At 38.6% G+C, this 21,385-nt stretch carries 20 protein-coding genes; 4 read left to right on the forward strand and 16 right to left on the reverse strand.

Features of this window, described 5'->3' with window-relative positions; all coding sequences use genetic code 11:
• Positions 1–88 precede the first annotated feature (88 nt).
• On the reverse strand, positions 89–1,525 hold the full coding sequence (locus tag I585_RS13350; RefSeq protein ID WP_010742318.1) for a cryptochrome/photolyase family protein: 1,437 nt from the start codon (positions 1,523–1,525) through the stop codon (positions 89–91).
• Positions 1,526–1,914: 389 nt separating this feature from the next.
• Here I585_RS13350 and I585_RS13355 point away from each other — a divergent pair, with 389 nt between their 5' ends.
• Positions 1,915–2,496 (forward strand): TetR/AcrR family transcriptional regulator, encoded by a 582-nt coding sequence (locus tag I585_RS13355; protein ID WP_010742319.1) that lies wholly within the window; start codon positions 1,915–1,917, stop codon positions 2,494–2,496.
• 89 nt (positions 2,497–2,585) lie between these two features.
• Here the strand turns inward: I585_RS13355 and I585_RS22655 are convergent, their stop codons facing one another.
• The 3 genes from I585_RS22655 to I585_RS13370 all read right to left on the reverse strand — a co-directional run bounded on the left by I585_RS22655 (position 2,586) and on the right by I585_RS13370 (position 6,660).
• The gene (locus tag I585_RS22655) at positions 2,586–4,634 is read right to left on the reverse strand and encodes a MucBP domain-containing protein (protein ID WP_010742320.1); all 2,049 of its coding nucleotides are present in this window, start codon (positions 4,632–4,634) and stop codon (positions 2,586–2,588) included.
• 58 nt (positions 4,635–4,692) lie between these two features.
• Positions 4,693–5,427 (reverse strand): helix-turn-helix domain-containing protein, encoded by a 735-nt coding sequence (locus I585_RS13365; RefSeq protein WP_010742321.1) that lies wholly within the window; start codon positions 5,425–5,427, stop codon positions 4,693–4,695.
• Between the two features lie 618 nt (positions 5,428–6,045).
• The gene (locus tag I585_RS13370; RefSeq protein ID WP_010742322.1) at positions 6,046–6,660 is read right to left on the reverse strand and encodes a YitT family protein; all 615 of its coding nucleotides are present in this window, start codon (positions 6,658–6,660) and stop codon (positions 6,046–6,048) included.
• A gap of 296 nt (positions 6,661–6,956) precedes the next feature.
• Here I585_RS13370 and I585_RS22660 point away from each other — a divergent pair, with 296 nt between their 5' ends.
• Positions 6,957–7,580: a TetR/AcrR family transcriptional regulator gene (locus I585_RS22660; RefSeq protein ID WP_010742323.1), complete on the forward strand. Its 624-nt coding sequence runs from the start codon at positions 6,957–6,959 to the stop codon at positions 7,578–7,580.
• A complete protein-coding gene (locus tag I585_RS13380) occupies positions 7,561–8,328 on the forward strand; it encodes a CPBP family intramembrane glutamic endopeptidase (RefSeq protein WP_010742324.1) in 768 nt (255 codons plus the stop codon). Before I585_RS22660 ends, I585_RS13380 begins: the two co-directional genes overlap by 20 nt.
• Before the next feature lie 106 nt (positions 8,329–8,434).
• Here I585_RS13380 and I585_RS13385 read toward each other — a convergent pair whose 3' ends face one another.
• From I585_RS13385 to rpe, 5 genes are all read right to left on the reverse strand, one after another.
• Complete coding sequence (locus I585_RS13385) at positions 8,435–9,394, reverse strand: zinc-binding dehydrogenase (protein WP_034709180.1); 960 nt, start codon at positions 9,392–9,394, stop codon at positions 8,435–8,437.
• Between the two features lie 135 nt (positions 9,395–9,529).
• Positions 9,530–10,141, reverse strand: a complete 612-nt coding sequence (locus I585_RS13390; protein WP_010742326.1) for a DUF4867 family protein — start codon at positions 10,139–10,141, stop codon at positions 9,530–9,532.
• Positions 10,142–10,179: 38 nt separating this feature from the next.
• Positions 10,180–12,012 carry a beta-glucoside-specific PTS transporter subunit IIABC gene (locus I585_RS13395; protein WP_010742327.1) on the reverse strand — a complete coding sequence of 611 codons (1,833 nt, stop codon included), beginning with the start codon at positions 12,010–12,012 and terminating at the stop codon, positions 10,180–10,182.
• Positions 12,013–12,169: 157 nt separating this feature from the next.
• A complete protein-coding gene (rpiB, locus tag I585_RS13400) occupies positions 12,170–12,616 on the reverse strand; it encodes a ribose 5-phosphate isomerase B (protein WP_010742328.1) in 447 nt (148 codons plus the stop codon).
• Positions 12,617–12,627: 11 nt separating this feature from the next.
• On the reverse strand, positions 12,628–13,278 hold the full coding sequence (gene rpe / locus I585_RS13405; RefSeq protein WP_010742329.1) for a ribulose-phosphate 3-epimerase: 651 nt from the start codon (positions 13,276–13,278) through the stop codon (positions 12,628–12,630).
• A 213-nt stretch (positions 13,279–13,491) separates the two neighbouring features.
• On the opposite strand from rpe, the gene I585_RS13410 reads away from it, so the two are divergent.
• A complete protein-coding gene (locus I585_RS13410) occupies positions 13,492–14,493 on the forward strand; it encodes a LacI family DNA-binding transcriptional regulator (protein ID WP_010742330.1) in 1,002 nt (333 codons plus the stop codon).
• Between the two features lie 108 nt (positions 14,494–14,601).
• On the opposite strand, the gene I585_RS13415 is transcribed toward I585_RS13410, so the two are convergent.
• From I585_RS13415 to I585_RS13445, 7 genes are all read right to left on the reverse strand, one after another.
• A complete protein-coding gene (locus I585_RS13415) occupies positions 14,602–16,038 on the reverse strand; it encodes a 6-phospho-beta-glucosidase (protein ID WP_010742331.1) in 1,437 nt (478 codons plus the stop codon).
• A 42-nt stretch (positions 16,039–16,080) separates the two neighbouring features.
• Positions 16,081–16,392: a PTS lactose/cellobiose transporter subunit IIA gene (locus tag I585_RS13420; protein WP_010742332.1), complete on the reverse strand. Its 312-nt coding sequence runs from the start codon at positions 16,390–16,392 to the stop codon at positions 16,081–16,083.
• 3 nt (positions 16,393–16,395) lie between these two features.
• Positions 16,396–16,716, reverse strand: coding sequence for a PTS sugar transporter subunit IIB (locus I585_RS13425; RefSeq protein WP_010742333.1), 321 nt, complete (start codon positions 16,714–16,716; stop codon positions 16,396–16,398).
• A 29-nt stretch (positions 16,717–16,745) separates the two neighbouring features.
• Complete coding sequence (locus I585_RS13430; protein ID WP_010742334.1) at positions 16,746–17,558, reverse strand: MurR/RpiR family transcriptional regulator; 813 nt, start codon at positions 17,556–17,558, stop codon at positions 16,746–16,748.
• A gap of 165 nt (positions 17,559–17,723) precedes the next feature.
• Positions 17,724–18,947 (reverse strand): PTS sugar transporter subunit IIC, encoded by a 1,224-nt coding sequence (locus tag I585_RS13435; RefSeq protein ID WP_244265997.1) that lies wholly within the window; start codon positions 18,945–18,947, stop codon positions 17,724–17,726.
• Positions 18,948–19,149: 202 nt separating this feature from the next.
• Positions 19,150–20,154: a Gfo/Idh/MocA family protein gene (locus I585_RS13440; protein WP_010742337.1), complete on the reverse strand. Its 1,005-nt coding sequence runs from the start codon at positions 20,152–20,154 to the stop codon at positions 19,150–19,152.
• Entirely contained in the window at positions 20,154–21,179 is a 1,026-nt protein-coding gene (locus tag I585_RS13445) for a Gfo/Idh/MocA family oxidoreductase (protein ID WP_010742338.1), read from the reverse strand. Before I585_RS13445 ends, I585_RS13440 begins: the two co-directional genes overlap by 1 nt.
• Between the last annotated feature and the right edge of the window lie 206 nt (positions 21,180–21,385).

The raw sequence follows: 21,385 nt of genomic DNA on the forward strand, positions 1-21,385 counted from the left end.
GCGCTAACATATAGCAGGAAAACTATAGTTCTTTTTGAAAAAAATGGACCACCCTTATTTTTAGTAAAGGCAGCCCAGTTTCTTAGACTCATTCGTTTGCTTCATATGACTGTACTTCAAGTGCATACTCTTTGCTTGATTCATACATTGAAATAGCCTGTTTTCGTCTTTCTTTGTGATTAACGATCGGTTTTGGATAGTCTTTATCTAAAACCACACCGTATTCTTCTTGCTCTTCCTTTGTCATTTTTTCTGGCTGATGAATCAATTTCGCAGGTACTTTATCTAGTTCTGTCACATATTTTTTGATGAATTTCCCTTGTGGATCAAATTTTTGTGATTGGGTCGCGGGATTGAATACCCGAAAATAAGGTACCGCATCTGTTCCTGTCGAGGCGGCCCATTGCCACCCGCCGATATTGCTAGCAGGATCGTAATCGTTCAATTTCTGTTGAAAATGTCGCTCTCCCCATCGCCAATCAATTAACAGATCCTTAGTTAAAAATGATGCTGTGATCATTCTTAAACGATTATGCATCCAACCTGTTTGGTTCAGTTGACGCATCGCCGCATCTACAATTGGAAAACCCGTTTTTCCTTCTTGCCACAGCTTGAACTTTTTTTCATCATTTTCCCAATCAATAAATCGAAACTGCGCTTGAATAGGTTGCTTTTTCTGATCTGGAAAATTCGTATAAATCATGTTATAGAAATCCCGCCAGCACAGTTCCTTTTGAAATGTACTGCGCCCTTTTGAGATAGTTTCTTCTTGCAATGCTTGCCAAACAGTCCGAATCGAAAGTTCTCCTGTTCGCAAATACTGTGATAAATGACTGGTTTGATCTAAGATTGGAATATCTCGTGCCTGCTCATAGTTAGCTACTGAATTTTTGATGAACTTTTTCAATTGGCGTTTGGCTGCATCTTCTCCAATTTTTGCTTGCTTTGGAAGATTTTCTACTAACTGTTCAAACTTCTTTTCGTCCTGCGGAAATAGCATCTCTGAATAAACTGAATCTGATTTGAACTTGACGTTAACTGGTGTTTCCTTAAGAATATCTTTCCATTGGTTGTAATACGGGGTAAACACTTTGTAGGGATTTCCTTGCTGGTTTTTGATTTCTTTTGCACCGTGCAGATAATGATCCTGATAGCAGAAATATTCGATAGCATTTTGAGCGAAAAATTTCTTTACCACCTGATCTCGTTTAACCCCATATCCGGTTATATCTTCATTGAAATATATTTTATTCCAGTCTGGCATAGTTTTCTTAAGCTCGCTAAATAGCTCCAAGGGATTTCCGTACTGAATTTGAAGATGAGCTTTCTCATCAATTTTTTCCTTGAAAAATGCCACACTTGCAAAAAAGGCTTGATGATTTGCACTATTTTCAATAAATTGTTCCGGATTAACCTGAAATAGCAGAATCAATTCGTCCTTATCAGATAACTCCTTAAACGCATGATAGAGCGCCTTGTTATCCTGTATTCGTAAATCACGTCGAAACCATACCACTGTCTGCATCAAACAAACCTCCCATTTTGTATATCTATTCTCTTCGAAGCTACCATATAATCATCGAAAAGGCATTTTATTGGTTTGGATTGATCATAAATTATTATGGAAAATTTCCAAAAGCCCTTCGTATGCAATCATTTCTGAGGTCTCCTGTCAGCTATTCAATGACCATTTGACAAGGCTAGCTTTTACTATTATATATGTTAGTGAATGTAGTTCAATTCATATATATATGATAGTAAATATCAGTTGGTTGTTAAATAATTCAAAATAAAGGCTTTTGACTACTCTTTGTTTATAATAAAAAAACTTCTAAATCAGGAGATATCTTCTTGAAATAGCGAAAGGAAGGAACGACCATAAATAATACAAAAGAACGGATATGGCGGGAAGCCTTGACGCTCTTTTCTGAACACGGTTTTGATGGTGTATCGGTAAAGGAAATCGCCACCGCTGTTGGAATCAAGGATAGTTCGTTATACAACCACTACAAGAGTAAACAAGAAATCTTTGACACCATTTTAATTGAAGCAACTAAAATCTTAAAAGAAGCCAATAATACCTACGCCTTACCCATAACACTCGATGCCAGCAACATATACCGAGAGACAACTGTCCAAGAACTGACGAAGATGTATGTTGATGCTTTTAAATACTACTTAACCGATGATACTGCTCGTAAGTTCAGAAAGGTCCTAGTTTCTGAACAGCATATCAATCCGTATGTCGGCAATTTGTACAACGAATTATTCTTTGAACGTCCCTTGGAATACCTAACAACTTTATTTACAGATCTTGTACAACAAGAAACGTTTATCAAAATGGATCCTTACATTATTGCCATGCATTTTTATGCGCCAATTAACTTTCTCATTCGACGCTGCGATATTCGGCCTGACCTGGTAAAAGAGAATATTGCTTTATTGGAAAAACATATTAAGCAATTCGACCAGATTTATCGACTAGACACTGACTAACTATAACCTTCAAAAAAAGCTTCGACCAAATGGTCGAAGCTTATTCAAATTCTGGTTAATTTTTCACCATCGAATAATTGATTTATCTTTTATCGATGATGGTTTCCCTTTTTATTCCTAAATCCAAATAGATAAATACCTGTACTGAAAATTAAAGCAAGCCCGATAATTGTAAATGCTTGAGAATATTTTGTATCCTCCCCCGTATTTGGCAAACTTTTTCCGGAAGTATTCTCCCCAGTTACTTTGTTGAAAAATGTAGTAATATGATTTTGGCTTATAGGAGTAGTATCGACGTTCGCGGCTACGTTTTTCTTATAAACATAGACAACTGTCTGTGGTTGATCCGTAAATTTACCCGTTGGATTTCCGCGGACCTCTTTAAATGTATAACCATCGATCTTTTTTTGTTCGGTGGCATAGTCTTCTCCGATAGTACCTTTTACGATCACATCTTCTGAAATGCTTTTCCCATTTTCATCCTGATATTTTGCTGTTATATCATTCGTTTTTACTGGCACTTGTGTTTGAGTATATACATAGGTCACTGTTTGGGCCTCATTCGTAAATACCCCAGTCGGATTTCCCCGAACTTCTTTAAACGTGTAGCCATTGATAGTCTTCTGCTCGGAAACATAAGCACTACCTACATTTCCCGTCAATTGTTCCTCTTCAGCTATCTTATTTCCCTTTGTATCTTGATACTTTACTGTCACTGTTCCAACATTTAACGGATTTTTAGAATACACATACGTCACTGTTTGAGGCTGATCCGTAAATAGTCCCGTAGGATTTCCCTGTACATCCTTAAATGTATAGCCGTCAATTGTTTTTTGTTCAGAAACATAACTGTCGCCAACAACTCCGGTTAATCGTTCGTCATCTGCAATCGTTTTTCCTTCTGTATCTTGATATTTTACTGTCACACCACCAGCATTTATCTGATTTTTAGAATACACATAGGTCACTGTTTGAGGTTGATCGGTAAATGTTCCCGTTGGTTCTCCTTGTACCTCTTTAAATGTGTGTCCGTCGATCACTTTTTGCTCGGATACATAGCCAGCGCCCACATTTCCGGTCAATCGTTCCTCATCCGCAATCGTTTTTCCGTCTTCATCATGATACCTTACTATTACATCAGCACCTGGTCGAACCCTAACAACTGGGATCAGAGCACTTAAACTATACATACTATTTACTAGAGATCTTGTATTGCTATTCGCCAACTCATTTACACCAGCAGATCGCAGCGTAGGAAGTCTAGCAAATTCGACTAATACATAAGCGACATCATCGGAAAGCTCGTCAAAGACCATTCCCTTATCCGTATAATCTACATTTGAATAGTGATAAACATCATCTTTATTCTCATCCAAATAGCGTATCATTCCCGGTGCAGAATGAGTGGAAGCCGAAAGCAGCGAATTCCCCATAAAGTCTTTGAGTACATCTTGTTCATATAGTACTTCGCCGGTATGTCCTTCCAGCACTTCCAAATTTGGTAAAAGCAACTGAAGCTCACTAACAAATTCAGCCATATATGTGTCCGTCAAAACATCAGACTGAATACCAATCGAAGAAAAATCCGCCATATTTTCAGAAAAGACTCGAAGATAATCAGTTGGATTTAAGCGGTGGATATAATCGCCTAAGTTAATCAACTCGCTTGTTGGGACACCAGTACCGTATCTTCGGCCAATTTGAAGCTGAGCTACTCTGCCCGTAACTTCAAGTTTCTTTAAAACATTAGGCATCACATAAACTAATGATTGATCGCCTACCTTAATAGTTGGAACATTCTCTGCAATCACATATGTGCTGTCAAAAGTTAATAGTTCTCCAGAATATTCAAGACCAGTAAAATCAACAACAGTGTTTTCCGGAATATCTAAGGTATATTGATCAAAAGTGAGCATATCCAAATTTGCCATTGCTTCTTTTGTTATATCGTCTGGATTGATTCCGCCTAAATAATACGCAACTGCCTTTCTAAGATTTTGATCCGGCATCCATGTTTCCACCGACTCACTTAATGCCTCGCTTCCATTACTTACAGCATGTCCCTGTATTGGCAACATCCCTACTGTCATGTTGCAGCAAAATAATAACGTGAGTACCTTTAGCCCTAACTTTCTCATACTTAATCTCCTTTTCAATTTATATTTCAACGTGAAACTTTTTATTCAAGCTACTAAGCTACTCTCCACCAACACTGCCTGAATTAGAAACAAAATATTTATCAAAATCATTGTTCCGCAAAAATAATAGAAATGGTGCTTGAAGAAAATACCCTTGTCCCCAACTAGATCCCAGTCCATCCGTATCAATCCCCGCATCCAGCATCTTAAATTTCAAACGTTTCGCAATAGCAGATAGATTGGATAAGCCTGAATGCGTTGTTTCCGATTGCCACATTTTTTGACATAGGATCTCTCTTGAGATAGTTTTTCCATTGGCTTCATAAAGATAAAATAAAAGCTGCTTTTCTTTTTTGGATAATTGATTTAGGAAGTTCGAGTAATTTTGACTTGAAAAGTTTTCTACTGAAGAGGGCTGTGTGGATTCCACTTTATTCAAACTCGCGCGGGCGATCTTATCGATTATTTCAGAATCACTGTCGTCTGCCTCAACCCAATAATCAATAAAAGTATCTAACCATGCAAATTCAGTATCTGAAATTTGTTTTTTATTTCCACTTCTAAATATTGGGATACCACTATTTTTAATTGCTTTTACACTTTGTGCTAATTCAACATTTGAAATAGTGTCACAAATAATAATCAGTGAGAAATACTGAATGATAGTTATGTGTTCTTTTGCTTGATAGAACAAGCTGGAAGAACAATAAAACTCAGCATTTACTCGATTCAAAATACTTTGAAGTCTCGGCTCAACGGTATGGTTTTTACTTAATAACAGTACTTTTGTCATTTACCGATCCCTCCTTTAATATTTCCTTCCGAAATGCCTGCCTATTTGAAATAATCTTGAGGACCATAAAACTATAGCCACACCACAATGATTGAAAACCTTTGGATACATTCTTATTACTCTGACACTTAACAATTATTACTTTTTAGAATCGTTATTAACACATATTGGCGGTTCTTTTCACCTTTCCACTTTATTTCCGAGTTACATTCGATCGAATTTAATTTATAAACAAACTAGCGTTTACTAGTTAATTTATATATACTAGTAAACGCTAGTTTTGTCAAGATTATTTATATATAAAAATTACTTTTAAGAGGATTACTTTAATTTAAAATTAGCCTTATAATCATATTTTTGTTTTATTCAAGAATATAATTAAAATGATTCTAACCTAAATAACTTTTTTATTCCGATTCCATTGGTTTCTACTTGATAACCAATAAAGTATTACCCTCGTAAATACTGGGTAGTTAAATGCGAGCTGAGCCGATTGACTAATCGTTTATAATTTTGGGGAACTCCATAATTCAAAAAACACCCTTTACATAGCTAAAGGGTGTACAAAATTTTTTTATTTTCATCATTAATGTTTGTCTTCTTCGATTTTCTCATCTGTTAAATATCAATCTTAGCATTTCTTCGGAACGTTATCTTACTATCTATAGCGCTAAATAATTTCATAGAAAAACTGATAATAAGAATTGAAATGGTCGCGAACAGACCCTCGATCGGACTTAAAATATAAAAGTTCAAAAAAATGATGACTAGATTCGTTAGTAATAAGCCTTTGTGGGCTGGAATTTGAAAATAGCGATCAAGAATGATCGGCGGCACAGTTACTCCTCCATTGGACGAATCAAATTTGTACAAATAGAAGACACCTAGGCTAAACAGTATACTCCCGATAATCAGAGAAATGATATGAGAAAAAAATAATGGGATCGTAGGAACAACATACAAGAAAACCGGAAAAAGCAGACTTCCAATAAAAATCTTGGAGAAAAACTGCTTATCCAACAGAACGTACGTTAGGACAAGCATCAAAATATTGATCAGCCAAACGATAATAATACTTCTAAAAGCAAAATGTATTTCTATTAAATGCCCGATAGCACCGACACCGGCCGATGCAATGTCATGCGGCAGCAGGAAAAAATTCAACGCTGCAGAAATAATCAGCAGACCAATAGAAATATTAATCAAATTCAACAACTTTTTTATGGCAATCACCTTCTTCTCAATCGTTGAGCATATCGTACCATCATGAAGCGAAGAGATAGAGTCATATTTTTCAGTAAGGTATGAAATTTTTGTGGCTATAAACATAGTCAAATTTTTGTTTTGGACTCAATGGTCTACTACGTGTGCAATGATAGTGACAAACCTAGAATCCCTTAATCTAACAGTCTTTATTTAGAACTTTACAGTCAGAATAGGCCTAGTATACTTTAAAGTGACCAAAAGATATCGAACGAGTCACAATAAACGCATCAATAACAATAATTTGATTAAAAAAGGAGAACAACATGCCAAAAATAGTAACGGAAGAAGAAAAACGACGACTTAAAGAAGCTATGCACCACGAAACGGTTCAACTCATAAAAACGAAAGGAATGAAGAAAATCACGGTGGAAGATATCATCCACGCCGTGGGGATCGCTAAAGGAACCTTTTATAATCACTATCCATCCAAAGAAGATCTACTCTTTGATGTCATTCAAAAAAGCGAAGAAAAGCTGTTCCAAAAATTTTTAACGATTGATTTCCAGACTGGAGATTTTCATGCGAACGTTCGAAAGTCACTGAGAGAAATCTATTTGGCTGAGGATAGTATCGTCCTCTACCTTCAACCAGATGATATAACGTCGCTGTTAAATAAGTTGCCAATGAAAATAAAAACAATGCTGGAAGAAAAGCAAGCGAAGAATTTTCAACGTATCGCCGAAATCTTTGCGATTGATCAGCAAGACGTGCAAACATTCGGTGTTGTCTCATACTTGATGGACTGTCTTCATTTCACTGCGACTAATGTCGATTACGGAGTTGAAGCACGACAAATGTCTTTAGAAATATTGATTGACACGCTCGCTGATTTTTTAACTAAAAAGAAAGAACGAGAAGGAGCTTACTATGAAAACTCAAACAATTAAACATTACCTATTTTCAACGATTCTTATTTCCTGGAGTTTTTGGTTCCTAGCAGCTGGACTGACCCATCTCGGAAACATTCCTTTTTCCAATCCAGTAGTCATGATCCTGTTTATTTTAGGCGGTATCTCACCAGCCTTCAACGAACTCTACCTAAAGAAAAAAACAAGTACGCCAGAAGAATACCGCGCCTTCAGAAAGAATATCCTCAGTATTAAACAACCGATTAGTGCCTATCTCTTAATCATTGGAATGGCCTGGATCTATTGCTTCCTTCCAATTTTGTTAGGTGGAAGCGTGCAAAAAGTTCCGATGTATATCGCCTTGCTGGAACTGCCGATCATGATCATCGGAGGAGGAATCGAGGAAATCGGTTGGCGGGGATTTTTACAGCCCATGCTGCAAAAGAAATATTTTGTGCTGACTTCCGCAGCTATCGTCAGTGTTATTTGGACATTTTGGCACATCCCATTATGGTGGATCAACGGTTCAAACCAAAGTTCCATGAGTTTAGTATGGTTTAGCCTAACCTGTTTCAGCCTATCACTGCTGCTATCCTTTATTTGGAACAAATACGAAAGCATCTATTTATGTGTTCTCTTTCATGCGGCCATCAATTCCTTTTGGGATGTCTATGTTTCGAACAATAGGATTTTCCCTGCGATTCTTTTGTTGAGTATGTGTGTGATTTTCTTCTTTGTTACTGACAAGCAGACAAAGAATGTTGTAAAACGAATCGATGCTGAATAATAAAGAACCTCAGGAAATTTTTATTCCTGAGGTTCTTTGATGGATAAGTACCTATTTTAGAAAATAAGCTAACCAAAGAAACGAATGTAAAAAAATAAGAATTCATTTATTCCTCAACCAAAACGATCACTTTTCCAAAGCTATGACTGCTTTCAAGATACTCATGGGCTTGTTGGATTTCATCTAACCTAAAGACCTTTTCAGGTTCGACCTTCACTTTGTTGTCAGCAATATATGTAAGCAGTTCATTGATCCGATCTTCAGCAACATTTCCAGAATAGAAGCTCGTCAAATAAGAATTTATCTTAATATCAATGATCGGATCAAATTCTTCTAGGTACCATTTCCCGCCTAGCTGACCTGTGCTGCATAATATGCCGCCTTCATTTAAATAGTTGAAGCTATCTTTGATTGTTGCTGGTCCTATCAGCTCTAATAGTTTATCGAAGGTTTCTTCTGTTTGTAGTGAACCGTCTTTTTCTTCTACAATGGCATCGAACCCACTATTTAGTAATAAATTGGTTTTATTCAGGTTTCGAGTGGTTCCTGCAACAAACATTGATGGATATTTGCCCTTTAGTAAGTTCAAAAAAGCGATCCCGACACCGCTAGTTCCTCCGCGAACCAGCACTCGATCGTCTTCAGTGATCTGTAGATTTTGCATGGAGCCAAATGCGGTGTAGTAAGTCTCAGGTATCGTCGCCAATTCTTTCCACGACAGCTCTGTTTCAACAGAATAGAGTTGTGTATTTGGCAAAAGAACATATTCCGCGTAACTTCCATCAAAATCTCTACCCATCTCACCCATCAAAGAGATTACCTTATGTCCAATCGGAAAATGCAGCGGATCCGTTGTTTCTTCGATTATTCCGACACATTCGATACCTAAAATTCTTGGAAATTCAACCGATGGCGATTTCCCTTCACGGGTAAAAATTTCTGAATGATTGATTCCAAAACCTTTGACCTTAACTAAAGACCAGCCAGATTTTATTTTTGGTCGTTCGACCTCTTTATAAACTAACTGATCAGTTCCTCCTGCTTCCGAAACTACAACAGCCTTCATTTTCATCGTGAACCACTCCTAGATTTTGTCTTACTACAATAATAGCAAACTATTCTTCTAAACAATCAAAAAAACTTCCTACTTCGTTTTTAAAGTAGGAAGAAATTGTTACACAGTCACTCGTTTAAAAAATGATCAAAAAGTTTCCTGTCGAATGAATCCCGGAAAGTATCCATCAGCAATTTTATCTTCACGTTCTTTGGAAACTAACATGAATTTGTTTTTCTTTTTAACTAGCAGACTTTCTTTTTTCTCGGGTATTGCCTGATTGGTCCCCTTTAGCAGACAGACAATCGTTGAATAAGGCGTCCCATCAAGCTTAAGCGGACTATAATGCAGTGTGGTGCCATACAGCTCTACACCTTCACCTTTCTTCAATAAAAATGTTTCCATCTTGCTTTCTTCATAGACATTTTCACTGATATCTTCTCTTTTCCCGACCTTTAGAAGACAGTCAGTCATGGCGATAATCACCTCACTGCCCTGATGAAATTCCACGGCGGTAATCATTGTATTATGTCCAGAACAGGTTCCCGCTTGTATCTCCATCTCACCATAGACACGATTTTGAATTTCTTTTATCGCAGCATGCTGCTCAATAAAATCCTGCGAAGCAAAATATTCATTGCCATCACCTGGTATCTTTACCTTAGCGGATACGTAATCACATAGCTCGTGAAAACTAGTGTCCTTTAGGTGTTGACCATATTTCAAAAATGGATCGCTTTTGACTGATTGATAAAACATAGATTTCTTGTTCTCCTTACCCGTATGAATGATTTATTCTATTGAATGCTCGCAATCTCTATTCCCTGTTCCATTTTTCCATACTTAGAAAATTCAATGTCCTTATCGGCAGCATTTGTTATTACGATAGGAGTTGTCAAGTCATAGCCTTTTTTGGAAATTGCATCTTTATCAAATGAGATTAGACGGTCGCCTCGTTTGACTTTATCACCTTGTTTCACATAAGTCGTAAAGAGCTCCCCATTCAATTCCACAGTATCCATACCAATATGAATCAAGACTTCATTGCCCTGATCCGAAGTTAAGCCAATCGCATGTTTTGTGGCAAAAAGCATTGTCACGACACCATCAAAAGGAGCGTATAAATTTCCATTATCTGGAATGATCGCCAAACCTTTTCCCATCGCGCCAGATGAAAATACCTCATCTTTTACGTCTTCCAATTTGATGACGTCTCCTGAAATAGGTAGAGAAATTACTTCGTTGCCTTTTGAAACAGAGCTGAGCGCTGATGTTTCTTCTAAATCTTCGTCAATACCAAGAATAATCGTCGCGATTGTTCCAACCACGAAACAAATTGCTAAGCCAATTAAGTAATAAACCAACGTATCGCCAATAAATGCAGGGATCGTTGTTAAACCGCCAAATACAAATGCATAGGCATTCACGCCCATACCACCGATAAATGCGCCGCCAGCGGCACCGCCAATTACAGCACCAATCAAAGGTTTCTTATATTTCACCGCGATACCATAAATCGCTGGTTCAGTAATTCCTGCGAAGAAAATCGAAAGCAGTGCTGAGAAAGAGAACGATTTCATTTCTGAATCTTTCGTCTTCAAAAATGTTCCCATCGCCGCACCTGCCATACCAAAATTGGCAGCACCAGTTAACGGAACGATCTTGTCAAAGCCTAACACGCTGATATTTTGAATCATTACCGGATTCACCGCCCATTGCAGTCCGAAAATAACCATAACATTCCAAATACCGCCGATAAACGCTCCAGCGATCCAACCGTTAAAACTCATTAAGGCATTGACTAAATTAGCGAAGGCTTCCCCAACATAGACACCAAATGGACCGAATACAATAGCGGTTAACGGTACCATAACTAATAAAGTAATCAAAGAGACAAACAATAAATGCAGACTCAACGGGATAATTTTTTTCAAAAACTTCTCTAATTTCGATTGGCACCATACAGCTAAAACAGCTGGAATTACAGTGGAACTATACCCCATCAATACGACCGGAATTCCGATAAAACTAGAAACAGTTCCATTGCCGCCATCACCCATCAAATTCATGAAATCTGGCATGATCAAGGCGCCCATTATCGCAACGGCCACATATTGATTTGCGCCAAATTTCTTAGCTGATGTAAATGCCAAAAGAATCGGCAAGAAATAAAAAACGGCAGTCGATGAGACAGTAAGGATCGTATAAGTGCTGCTTGTATCTGAAAGAAGCCCAACTTGCGTCAATAATAGAACAATTCCTCTTAATACACCTGAACCTGCGAGTAAGGGTAAAAGCGGTGTGAAGATCCCGGCAACTGTATCTAAGAAAATAGTCACAATATTTTTCTTTTCCTGTGAGTCCCCTCCACCGGATGAATCGCTTTCAAATTTGGTATTTGCTACAACATCTTTATAGACTGAATCGACTGCTGGCCCTATAACAACTTGATACTGTCCACCTTTTTCCATTGTACTTAAGACACCATTCAATTTTCCGATAGCCGTATCTTCTACTTTTGACTTGTCCTTAAAAGACATTCTAAGTCGAGTAGCACAATGTGTGATAGACTGAACGTTTTCTTCTCCTCCAACTAATTCGAGAATTTTTTTACCTAATTGTTTATCCATGTTATAACCTCCTAGTTAATCGATTACTCAAAAAGGATACTGAAACAGCCTTTTTATTTCTAAAATAGCTTGCCACTTTTCCGGTATATTTACGAATACTCGCTATTGGCTTGTCCCAGTAGCCCTTCTGACTAACAGTTACATCCCAGTTAAAATCCTATTGATTCTCTTCTTCGATTTCTGCGATCATTTCGATTCGTTTGCCGTGACGTTCCCCCTCAAATTCAGCATCTAACCATTCCTTCACGATCATTTTTGCCAATTCGCTGCCGATTACTCTAGAACCAAATGCTAAAATATTGGTATTGTTATGTTGTCTCGATAACTTCGCTGAGTATGGTTCACTACATACGACTGCTCTGATTCCATGCACTTTATTTGCTGAAATCGAAATCCCGACGCCTGTACCACAAATTAATACGCCTAAATCAAAGTTCTTGCTTGCTACTTCTTGGGCCACTTTTTTTCCGTAAACAGGATAATCTGTTCGCTCAGCGGAAAATGGACCAAAATCAGTTACCTGATGTCCTAATTCTTCCAAGTATTCAATAATAGTTGGTTTCAATTCGATTCCTACGTGATCACTGCCAATTGCGATTTTCATGCTGCTTCCTCCTAAATGACTCTTAAATTATCAAAAATTTCTTTATACGGCTTTGCTTTGCCAAATACCGATGAGGTACCTAAAATGAAGCCTGTTACACCGACTTTGCTTAACTCCTTAACTTTCTCTGGCGAAATCGCCCCATCGACCATTACCTTAAAGCCGTGTTCGGAACCAAGTCTTACCAATTCCTTCACCTTTTCATTCGTATATTCAAGATACTTCTGACCCGCAAAACCTGGATTGACAGTCATAACCATGACGTAATCAACGATCGGTAAAAGTTCCTTGATACTATCAATCGGGGTTCCCGGATTTAGCGCGATTCCCGCTTTCTTTCCTTTTGAACGAATGACATCCAAAGTTCGTGTCACTTGCTGATCAGCTTCGGGATGAATATAGATGATATCAGCACCTAAATCAGCAAATTTTTCCACATAGTTTCCGGGGTTTTGAATCATTAGGTGAACATCCACCGGCTTCTTAGTAACTGATCGAACTAATTCAAAATCCTGTAACCCCATGCCGAAGTTCGGTACAAATGCACCATCCATGATATCCATGTGGAAAATGTCAGTGCCTGCTTGATCCAAAGCAATCGTGTCTTTTTCCAAATTTGAAAAATCTGCGCACATCATTGATGGACAAAGTAGTCTTTCCATAGAAAACATCTCCTTTTTGAGATAACGATTACTCAAAGATTGAAAAAATAATTGGGTAATCGTTTTACCTTTTATGTTTAGAATATAGCACCCTATACCTCTATTGTCAATGACAATTTTTATTTAGTTAGTTGAAAGGTCCTCTTAGATATGAGAAAATGACAGAGTAAACAATTAAGCAGTGGTAACGATTACTCGAAAGGATCGATATTTATGAAAAAGTATTCGATTAAAGATATAGCAAAATTAAGCGGTGTTTCAGTGGCTACTGTTTCAAGAGTCATTAACAATAATGGCCGCTTTTCAGAAGAAACGAGAAAAAAAGTATTGAAAGTCATCGATGAAACGGGCTATCAAATGAATTACAGCGCGAAAAGCTTACGAATGAATAAATCCTTTTCGATTGGTATCCTCGTCCCCGACATCAGTAACTATTTCTTCTCCGATGTCGTGCAGAAAATTGAGGAAATTCTTTTTGATAAGGGCTATTCCACAATCATCTGCAATACAACAAGAAACAATGAAAAAGAAGCGGCCTATCTTCAAATGCTTGAGAGCAAAGGTGTTGACGGTTTGATTGTCATTTCAGGAGCCAATGAATTTGGTTTTGACTATACTCGATCAGAAAAAGATATCCCGTATATCTGTATTGATCGAGAACCGAAGGATAAAGATTCTACCGTCTTTATTTCCTCCAATCATTACCAAGGAGCGTTCGAAGCAACCGAAGCGCTGATACATTCTGGCTGCAAATCACCAGTCATTGCGATGCATGCGAGAAGGTCCTCTTCCGGTAAAGAACGCTACAATGGATTTAAGGATGCACTGAAGAAAAATAACATCGCTTTTTCCAAAGAGAAAAACGTCTTGATCGCAGATATTCATACAGAGGATTTTCCCGAAGTAATCAGTAAATTTATAAATGAAAATCCTGTCGATGGCATCTTTGCGATTAATGACTCGATCGCGATGGAACTTCTTCAAAAGATTGCTAAACTAGGCAAGAAAATTCCCGAAGATATCAAAGTGATCGGCTTTGACAATATGCCTCAGGATAAGTACTCTTCGCCAACTCTATCTTCTGTCAAACAAGATACCGATAAGATCGCCGCAGCAGCTGTAGATAGCTTGCTGAAAATAATTGCGAGTCCTGGCGAAACAGGAGATGCCATACTGATTCCAGTCTCTCTTGTTGTCAGAGAATCAAGTTTGTAGCCCTGCTCACTTCTAAAAAAATTTAATCACTTAAAAAAGCCCTAATGATTCTTTGATCATTAGGGCTCATTTATTTTGATAAAGGACCTGAATTATATTTCAGTTTTTCTAAACGTCAATATCGTCTCCATTGGATTGAATCACTTTTTTATACCACTCAAATGAATCTTTTTTATAACGTTTCATTGATCCATTTCCTTCGTTGTCTCGATCAACATAAATCATGCCGTAGCGTTTCTTCATCTCACCAGTTGTGAAAGAAACCAGATCGATGATGCCCCATGGTGTATAACCCAAAAGTTCTACGCCGTCATAATCAACAGCCTTTTTCAACGCCTCGATATGCGCACTTAAGTATGCCATGCGTGCTTCATCATGAATGGAGCCATCTTCCTCCAAACGATCAATCGCTCCGAACCCATTTTCAACGATAAATAAAGGTAATTGATAGCGATCATAAAGCCGATTCAAAGAATAACGTAATCCGACTGGATCGATTGCCCAATCCCAATCACTGACCTCTAAATAAGGGTTGCTGACAGAATTTGCCAGCCCGCCGTTGACTATATCCTTTGCTTGGTTTTCAGTACCAGCCTTAACCACCGTCGACATGTAATAACTGAAGCCGACATAATCGACCGTTCCCTTTTTCAGGACATCTAAATCATCCTCGGAAATATCTAAGACAAAGCCATTTCTCTCCAACTCTTTTAAAGCATAACGTGGATAGTTTCCTCTAACATGCACATCGGCGAAGAAAAACCGTTCGTGCATTGCCTCTTCCGCCGCCATGATATCTTCTGGATCGCAAGAATAAGGATAGATCGGGACGTGCGAAATCATACAGCCGATTTGAAAATCAGGATTAATTTTCTTCCCCGCAATCACCGCTTTCGCACTTGCGACTAATTCATGATGCGCAACCTGATACATCACTTCCCGCGGGTTTTCGCCTTCTGCGACGGTAACGCCGGAGTTCGTCCATAAAAATAGCGGGTTTTTGGTATCCATTTGATTGTTGATCTCGTTGAAGGTCATCCAGTATTTTACTTTACCGTTGTAGCGTTCAAAAACCGTTTCCGCAAATTTTTCGAAATAATCAATAACTTTTCGATTTCTGAAGCCGCCATATTTCTTCGCTAAATGAAGCGGCATTTCAAAATGAGACAGCGTGATGACTGGTTCGATACCATGCTTTAGTAATTCATCAAACACTCGATCATAAAAAGCTAAGCCTTCTTCATTCGGCTCCTCTTCATCCCCCATTGGGAAAATTCTGGCCCAAGCAATCGATGTACGCAGACACTTCAAACCCATTTCCGCAAACAAGGCAATATCTTCTTTATACCGATGATAAAAATCGATGGCCTCATGATTTGGATAAAAAACCTCTTCTTTGATTTCATCCATAATCACTCTGGGTTTTCCGTGAGCACCTGCTGTAATTACATCAATCACACTAGGCCCTTTTCCGTCGCTGTTCCAGCCGCCTTCAAATTGGTGAGCAGCTAATGCGCCGCCCCATAAAAAATCATTTTGTACCATTTGGACACTCCTTTCCTATATAAAAAAATATTCAACCGATCCTCAAGCTATCTTTCTATAAATAGCGACTAATTCTTCCGCTAGATCTGTAAAGGCGATTGATGTCATCAGATGATCCTGGCTATGAACCATCAATAAAGAAATCTCTGTATTATCGCCAGCGGCTTCAGCCGTCAACAATCCAGTCTGAGTATGGTGCGCTTCTACCAATGATTCTTTCGCGAGTCCAATACTTTTATCTGCTTCTTCAAACTGCTGATCTTTCGCTGATTGGATAGCTTCCATCGCATAACTTTTAGCGTTACCGCCATGTACGATCAAGCCCATGATTACTTCTAAATTTTGATTTTCCATTAATCAAGCCCCCGCTTCCATCAATTGAAGAGCCGTCGCGAAGACTTTTTCTCCGTTCATTGTGCCATAATCCTGCATATCAATGATTACGACCGGAGCATTGATTTTGGCAGCTTTTTCCTCAAATTGTTTCAACATAAAACGAACTTGCGGACCTAACAAAATCACATCAATTGCTCCTTTTTCGATTTCAGGATCCGCTTCTGATGCAGACAATGCAAAAATATTGGCTTCTACTCCTTGCGCCTGCGCAGCCTTTTCCATTTTGGTTACTAATAAGCTGGTACTCATTCCAGCGGCACATACTAACATGATTGTTTTCATCGAATTCTTTCCTTCCTATTTTCAACTATTTAAGACTGAGGTTCATAATCCGCGGGATCATAATCAAAAGGATTCTTGCGTTTTCGAGCAACTAGACAGGTATAGATAACGTCCAATAGATAATCGACTGAAACCCCATATTGCAGCGAGGTCAACTCATAGTGTCCCGAATAAATATAGAGACTTTCATTGCAAAGCAAATCTAATTTTCGGTTTACATTACTAGTCAATGCGATCGTATATATATTTTTACGCCGCAATTCCATAGCGGCATTTATCATTACTGGATTCTTTCCGGTGTGGCTGACTAAGATCGCCACACTACCATTATCCGTCAATGTTCCGCTATAAAAATCGTTGTAAGTGTTAAAAACCTGCGTGTTGATTCCGAGACTGCTTAATTTCAAGCACGCTCCTTGTACTCGAGTGAAATTCGCGTCGTTCGCGTAAAAATCAATTCGGTTGGAATGAACCAACCGATTGACAATACGATTCAGGGAATTTTTCTTGATCATTTCCTGAGTATAACGAACAGTTTCCTGGTACAAGCCTTCAACCGTTTCGGACAATTCAATATTTGACGCAATGACATCCAACTTTGTTTGATCATTTTTCTTGTTTTGAGCATATTCACTGACATATTGCAGCTGAAACTCATGATAGCTCTTGAACCCAAGTTTTTTGCACAGTCGATTAATAGTCGCCGGACTAGTTAAAGTCAGCAACGCAATTTCTTTTGCGGTTTTATCTAAAATGCATTCTTGATTTTCCAAAATAAAATGAACGACCGCCTTTTCCTGATGGGTAAAGGCCGTTCCCTCTTGTAATTGTTTAATAATCATTTCCTCACTCCTCAGTTTAGGATGTTTTAGGATATGCTCCACTTTACGTGCGGTACTCGCCGCATCTGTGTAAACGGATTCTTCTATTTGATTATAGCATCCTAGTCTGAGAAAATAACTGATTCGTTTGATATAAGGACAGACTGTCGTTTAAATCCTTTCTGTTTATGCTTCATTGGGTTGGATCATTTCGGCAGCAGATGCTTCTTCGAGTTTTTGCTGCTCTTCAGCATCAATACTTTGATTGTAGACTTTCCAGAACGGAAGATAGATGACCATTCCGACCGCAAAAGAAATGATTGGAATAAGTGCTGTCTTCACATCACCGGTTCCCAACGGTCCTAATAGAAATGGCGGTGTTGCCCATGGTACGACCGCATAAAACTTGCCGAAGAAACTCGTAGACATCAAGAGATAGCCGATACCTGAAGAAATCGTTCCGCTTAAAATAAACGGGATCATCAAATAAGGATTCAATGCGATAGGCAAACCGTAAATCACCGGTTCAACAATCGTGAATATTCCCGGTGCTAAAGCGGTAAAACCGATCGTGCGGAATTGTTTTTTCTTTGAAATAATCATCAAGAACAGCAGTGGCCAAACGGCGGCAGTCCACACAGTTAGACGAATCAAGCCCGTGTTTCCCAACCCTGCTAAAATGTTTGGCAAATCGTATTTTGAAACACCGTCAGCTAAAGCGCTTGCATTTTGATCAACCCACATTAGGCCAAATGGTGTAAATAGTGCCAAGAACATATTGTCTCCATGAAGACCAACACTCCATAATAATAGGCAGACAAAAGTCACGAACATCGCCATCCACAGACTGTCAGACGAAGTAATAATCGGTTCTAAAATCGTATTCAACCAAGAAACCATATCAAAGTTCATGATTGTGCGGATGATCCACGCCAAAGAGAAGATCGTTGCAAATGGTAGCAAGGCACCAAAAGCATTTCCCACATTAGGCGGTACCGAATCAAGCATTTTGATCGTGATATTTCTATCCAAGAAGAATCTCAAAATCTGAACTCCAATAATGCTCGTAATAATACAAACGAATAGACCCGTTGCGCTGAATGCTGTAACCAGAATGCCACCGGCCTCATCATACCCATTGATGGTAAAGATCAAAAATGTTGCCAAACCTAACAAGCTACAGGTCAATGTGTTCATTTTTTTCTTTTGCCCATAATGGTAAGGAATTGCTACCGCACAATAAAGAGACATCATGTTCATTGTCAAACTGTTCATCCACGAAAATTTCGTCGCCCAGGGTGCTAAAAAGCCGATCAACGGTTTTCCGCTAGTTCCTACATCCGGTGAGCCTAAAACGTACAAAATCAAAAAGATCGAACCAATCATAATAATCGGCGTAACTGAAACCAAGCCAGCTACAACGGAAGAAATAATATAGTATTCGCAAATCTGCCCAGCGGTTCGGAAATCTTATTCGTAAAGTCCGTTAATCTATCCATCAAACTTTTCTTTTGTTTATCCATTCGGAGCTCCTCCTATTTTTTGGTAGTCTGCCTCAGGGATTACAGTTTTGTCTTCGTAATCCCTAATTCGCTACCATTATTCCCAACACTTATTTGTTGCTTGTGCTAACATCTGCAGGAAAAATCACATCAACCGTTTTTCGTGCCTGCGTTTGAATCTTCATGGTTTCCAATGAGACGTCCATTAATCTTTGTGCTTCCTCCGCTTTTTGGTGATCAATGATATCGCAAAGGGCCACAAATTCGTGATACATTCTGTGTTTTCCTTGATTTAATTCATAAACCTGCTCATCTGATGAATCATTCATCAATAATTTGAATTTGGCTACGACATTGGCAGAATCTTCAATGATAATACAGCCTTTATCTCCTTGGATCGAAGTTACGATCGGTGCTTTACAATCCTTAGCAGCGATGCAGACTGCCTTGAAATCCCCGTAATCCATGTTCAAAATACCCGAAGTATCGATTCCCTTTTGAATATTTCCTTGATAGCTCACCTTGTCGGTTGAACCAAACAATGTAACCATTAAGTTGATATTGTAGATATTCAGATCCATCAACGCACCGCCCGATTTTTCTGGATCAAAGGCTGGTTGAACGATCCCTTGCTTAAACGCATCATAGCGTGAAGAATACTGTGAATAGTTGGCGGATACGATTTTAATTTCTCCTAAAGTTGGCAATAACTCTTTGATTTTCAATACATTCGGTAAGAAACGAGTAGAAACAGCTTCTAAAACAAACAAGTTTTTTTCTTGCGCCAAATCAGCTAGTTCCACCGCTTCCCGATAATTTGACGTGAAGGGCTTCTCACAAATGACATGTTTATCTGCCAGCAATGCTTTTTTGGTAAACGCATAATGGAGATGATTTGGAACACCTACATAGATAGTATCAATGTCAGGATCTTTTAACATCTCATCATAGTTAGTGTACTGTTTGTTGATTCCATGTGTTTCTGCTAATTCTTGAATTACTGTTGCTTCGGATGGCGTCGCACAGATCGCTGCTAGTTCCATCTCGCTGATTTCACCCGCAAAACTCAGCAAATCATGGACGATCATTCCTGCACCTAATAAACCTACTTTCATTATTTCGCCTCCTTTGCGACGTTCATTGCTGCTTCGATAATTTCTAAAACAGCTATAACTTCTTCATCTTTAACGATTTTTTCTGCATTACCAGCTACGACATCAAAAATGTTGTCATAGATAAGGCCGTAATCGCCTTTTTCAACAGGGACTTTCATACTCACTTCTTGTCCCTCTTGATCCATATAGGACAAATCGCCCCAAAATTCTTCATCATATTCCTCTGTTGGCAACGGATAAGGACCATTCGGTTTTGCCTTAGAAGAATTATGTCCAAGCGATGGCATCAGGAAGCTTCCTTTTTTCCCATGAACGATGAAACTAGGATAATCAAGCTTCACATAATAGCTGGTCTTCACGATCGCTTTTAATCCATTCGGATAGAAGAAATCAATGTCATAATAATCATCCGAGATTCCTGGGTTATCAATGCTGCGCACATCATAGACAAGTTTTTCTGGAACACCGAACTCTCCAACAATCTGATCAACCGGATGAACAGCCAGTCCATAAAGAACACCCATCCCTTTATGATCCGCAATACTTGGACGATAATAATCATAGTGAGATTCAACTTCGATCAGCTCACCTAAAACATCGGATTCAATCACTTTACGAACCGTGCGCATATCCGCGTCAAAACGACGATTTTGATTGGCCATAGCCAAAAGTCCCTTTTCCTTCGCTAGAGCAAAAACTTCTTTTGCTTCCTCACTGGTCATAGCGAAAGGTTTTTCAGTCAGAACGTTCTTTCCACTCTCTAAGGCCATTTTGGTATAGGCAACATGAAACTGATCCGGCGTGTTGACCACGATCAGATTCACTTCAGGATCTTGCATTACTTCTTCAATCGACGACGTAAACTGAATCGCTGGATACCAGCTTTCCCGTTCTAAGTCCCCCACTCGATCTTCTTCTCTGCGGTAAATATATTTGACTTTCATCTTGTTTTTACGTGCTTCTACATATGGCAAGTGATATTGGCAAACACTGTTGCCAAAACCAATATAGGCAATGACTAACATAAACTTTCCCTCCTAATTCAACAATTATTCAAGTATTAATCACTATTACAATAGCAACTAACAACGACCATCAGCTGATTGGTACAGCTCAACCTTACCACCTGATTTCAACCATTTCGATGGCATGCCGACAAATAGGGTGGCGCTTTCATAAATGCAGATTTTTTGTGAAAGCGGCTTTCACTCACAACTTCAGAAATAGAAAT

The sequence above is a fragment of the Enterococcus malodoratus ATCC 43197 genome (assembly GCF_000407185.1).
Classification (GTDB): domain Bacteria; phylum Bacillota; class Bacilli; order Lactobacillales; family Enterococcaceae; genus Enterococcus_A; species Enterococcus_A malodoratus.

Coding starts and splice junctions, on each gene's coding strand:
- rpe (WP_010742329.1), bottom strand. CDS start 13,278: ATGGAAAGACTACTTTGTCCATCAATGATGTGCGCAGATTTTTCAAAT.
- I585_RS13390 (WP_010742326.1), bottom strand. CDS start 10,141: ATGTTTTATCAATCAGTCAAAAGCGATCCATTTTTGAAATATGGTCAA.
- I585_RS13395 (WP_010742327.1), bottom strand. CDS start 12,012: ATGGATAAACAATTAGGTAAAAAAATTCTCGAATTAGTTGGAGGAGAA.
- I585_RS13440 (WP_010742337.1), bottom strand. CDS start 20,154: ATGAAAGTAGGTTTATTAGGTGCAGGAATGATCGTCCATGATTTGCTG.
- I585_RS22660 (WP_010742323.1), top strand. CDS start 6,957: ATGCCAAAAATAGTAACGGAAGAAGAAAAACGACGACTTAAAGAAGCT.
- rpiB (WP_010742328.1), bottom strand. CDS start 12,616: ATGAAAATCGCAATTGGCAGTGATCACGTAGGAATCGAATTGAAACCA.
- I585_RS13430 (WP_010742334.1), bottom strand. CDS start 17,558: ATGATTATTAAACAATTACAAGAGGGAACGGCCTTTACCCATCAGGAA.
- I585_RS13415 (WP_010742331.1), bottom strand. CDS start 16,038: ATGGTACAAAATGATTTTTTATGGGGCGGCGCATTAGCTGCTCACCAA.
- I585_RS22655 (WP_010742320.1), bottom strand. CDS start 4,634: ATGAGAAAGTTAGGGCTAAAGGTACTCACGTTATTATTTTGCTGCAAC.
- I585_RS13420 (WP_010742332.1), bottom strand. CDS start 16,392: ATGGAAAATCAAAATTTAGAAGTAATCATGGGCTTGATCGTACATGGC.
- I585_RS13350 (WP_010742318.1), bottom strand. CDS start 1,525: ATGCAGACAGTGGTATGGTTTCGACGTGATTTACGAATACAGGATAAC.
- I585_RS13365 (WP_010742321.1), bottom strand. CDS start 5,427: ATGACAAAAGTACTGTTATTAAGTAAAAACCATACCGTTGAGCCGAGA.
- I585_RS13385 (WP_034709180.1), bottom strand. CDS start 9,394: ATGAAGGCTGTTGTAGTTTCGGAAGCAGGAGGAACTGATCAGTTAGTT.
- I585_RS13410 (WP_010742330.1), top strand. CDS start 13,492: ATGAAAAAGTATTCGATTAAAGATATAGCAAAATTAAGCGGTGTTTCA.
- I585_RS13425 (WP_010742333.1), bottom strand. CDS start 16,716: ATGAAAACAATCATGTTAGTATGTGCCGCTGGAATGAGTACCAGCTTA.
- I585_RS13380 (WP_010742324.1), top strand. CDS start 7,561: ATGAAAACTCAAACAATTAAACATTACCTATTTTCAACGATTCTTATT.
- I585_RS13445 (WP_010742338.1), bottom strand. CDS start 21,179: ATGTTAGTCATTGCCTATATTGGTTTTGGCAACAGTGTTTGCCAATAT.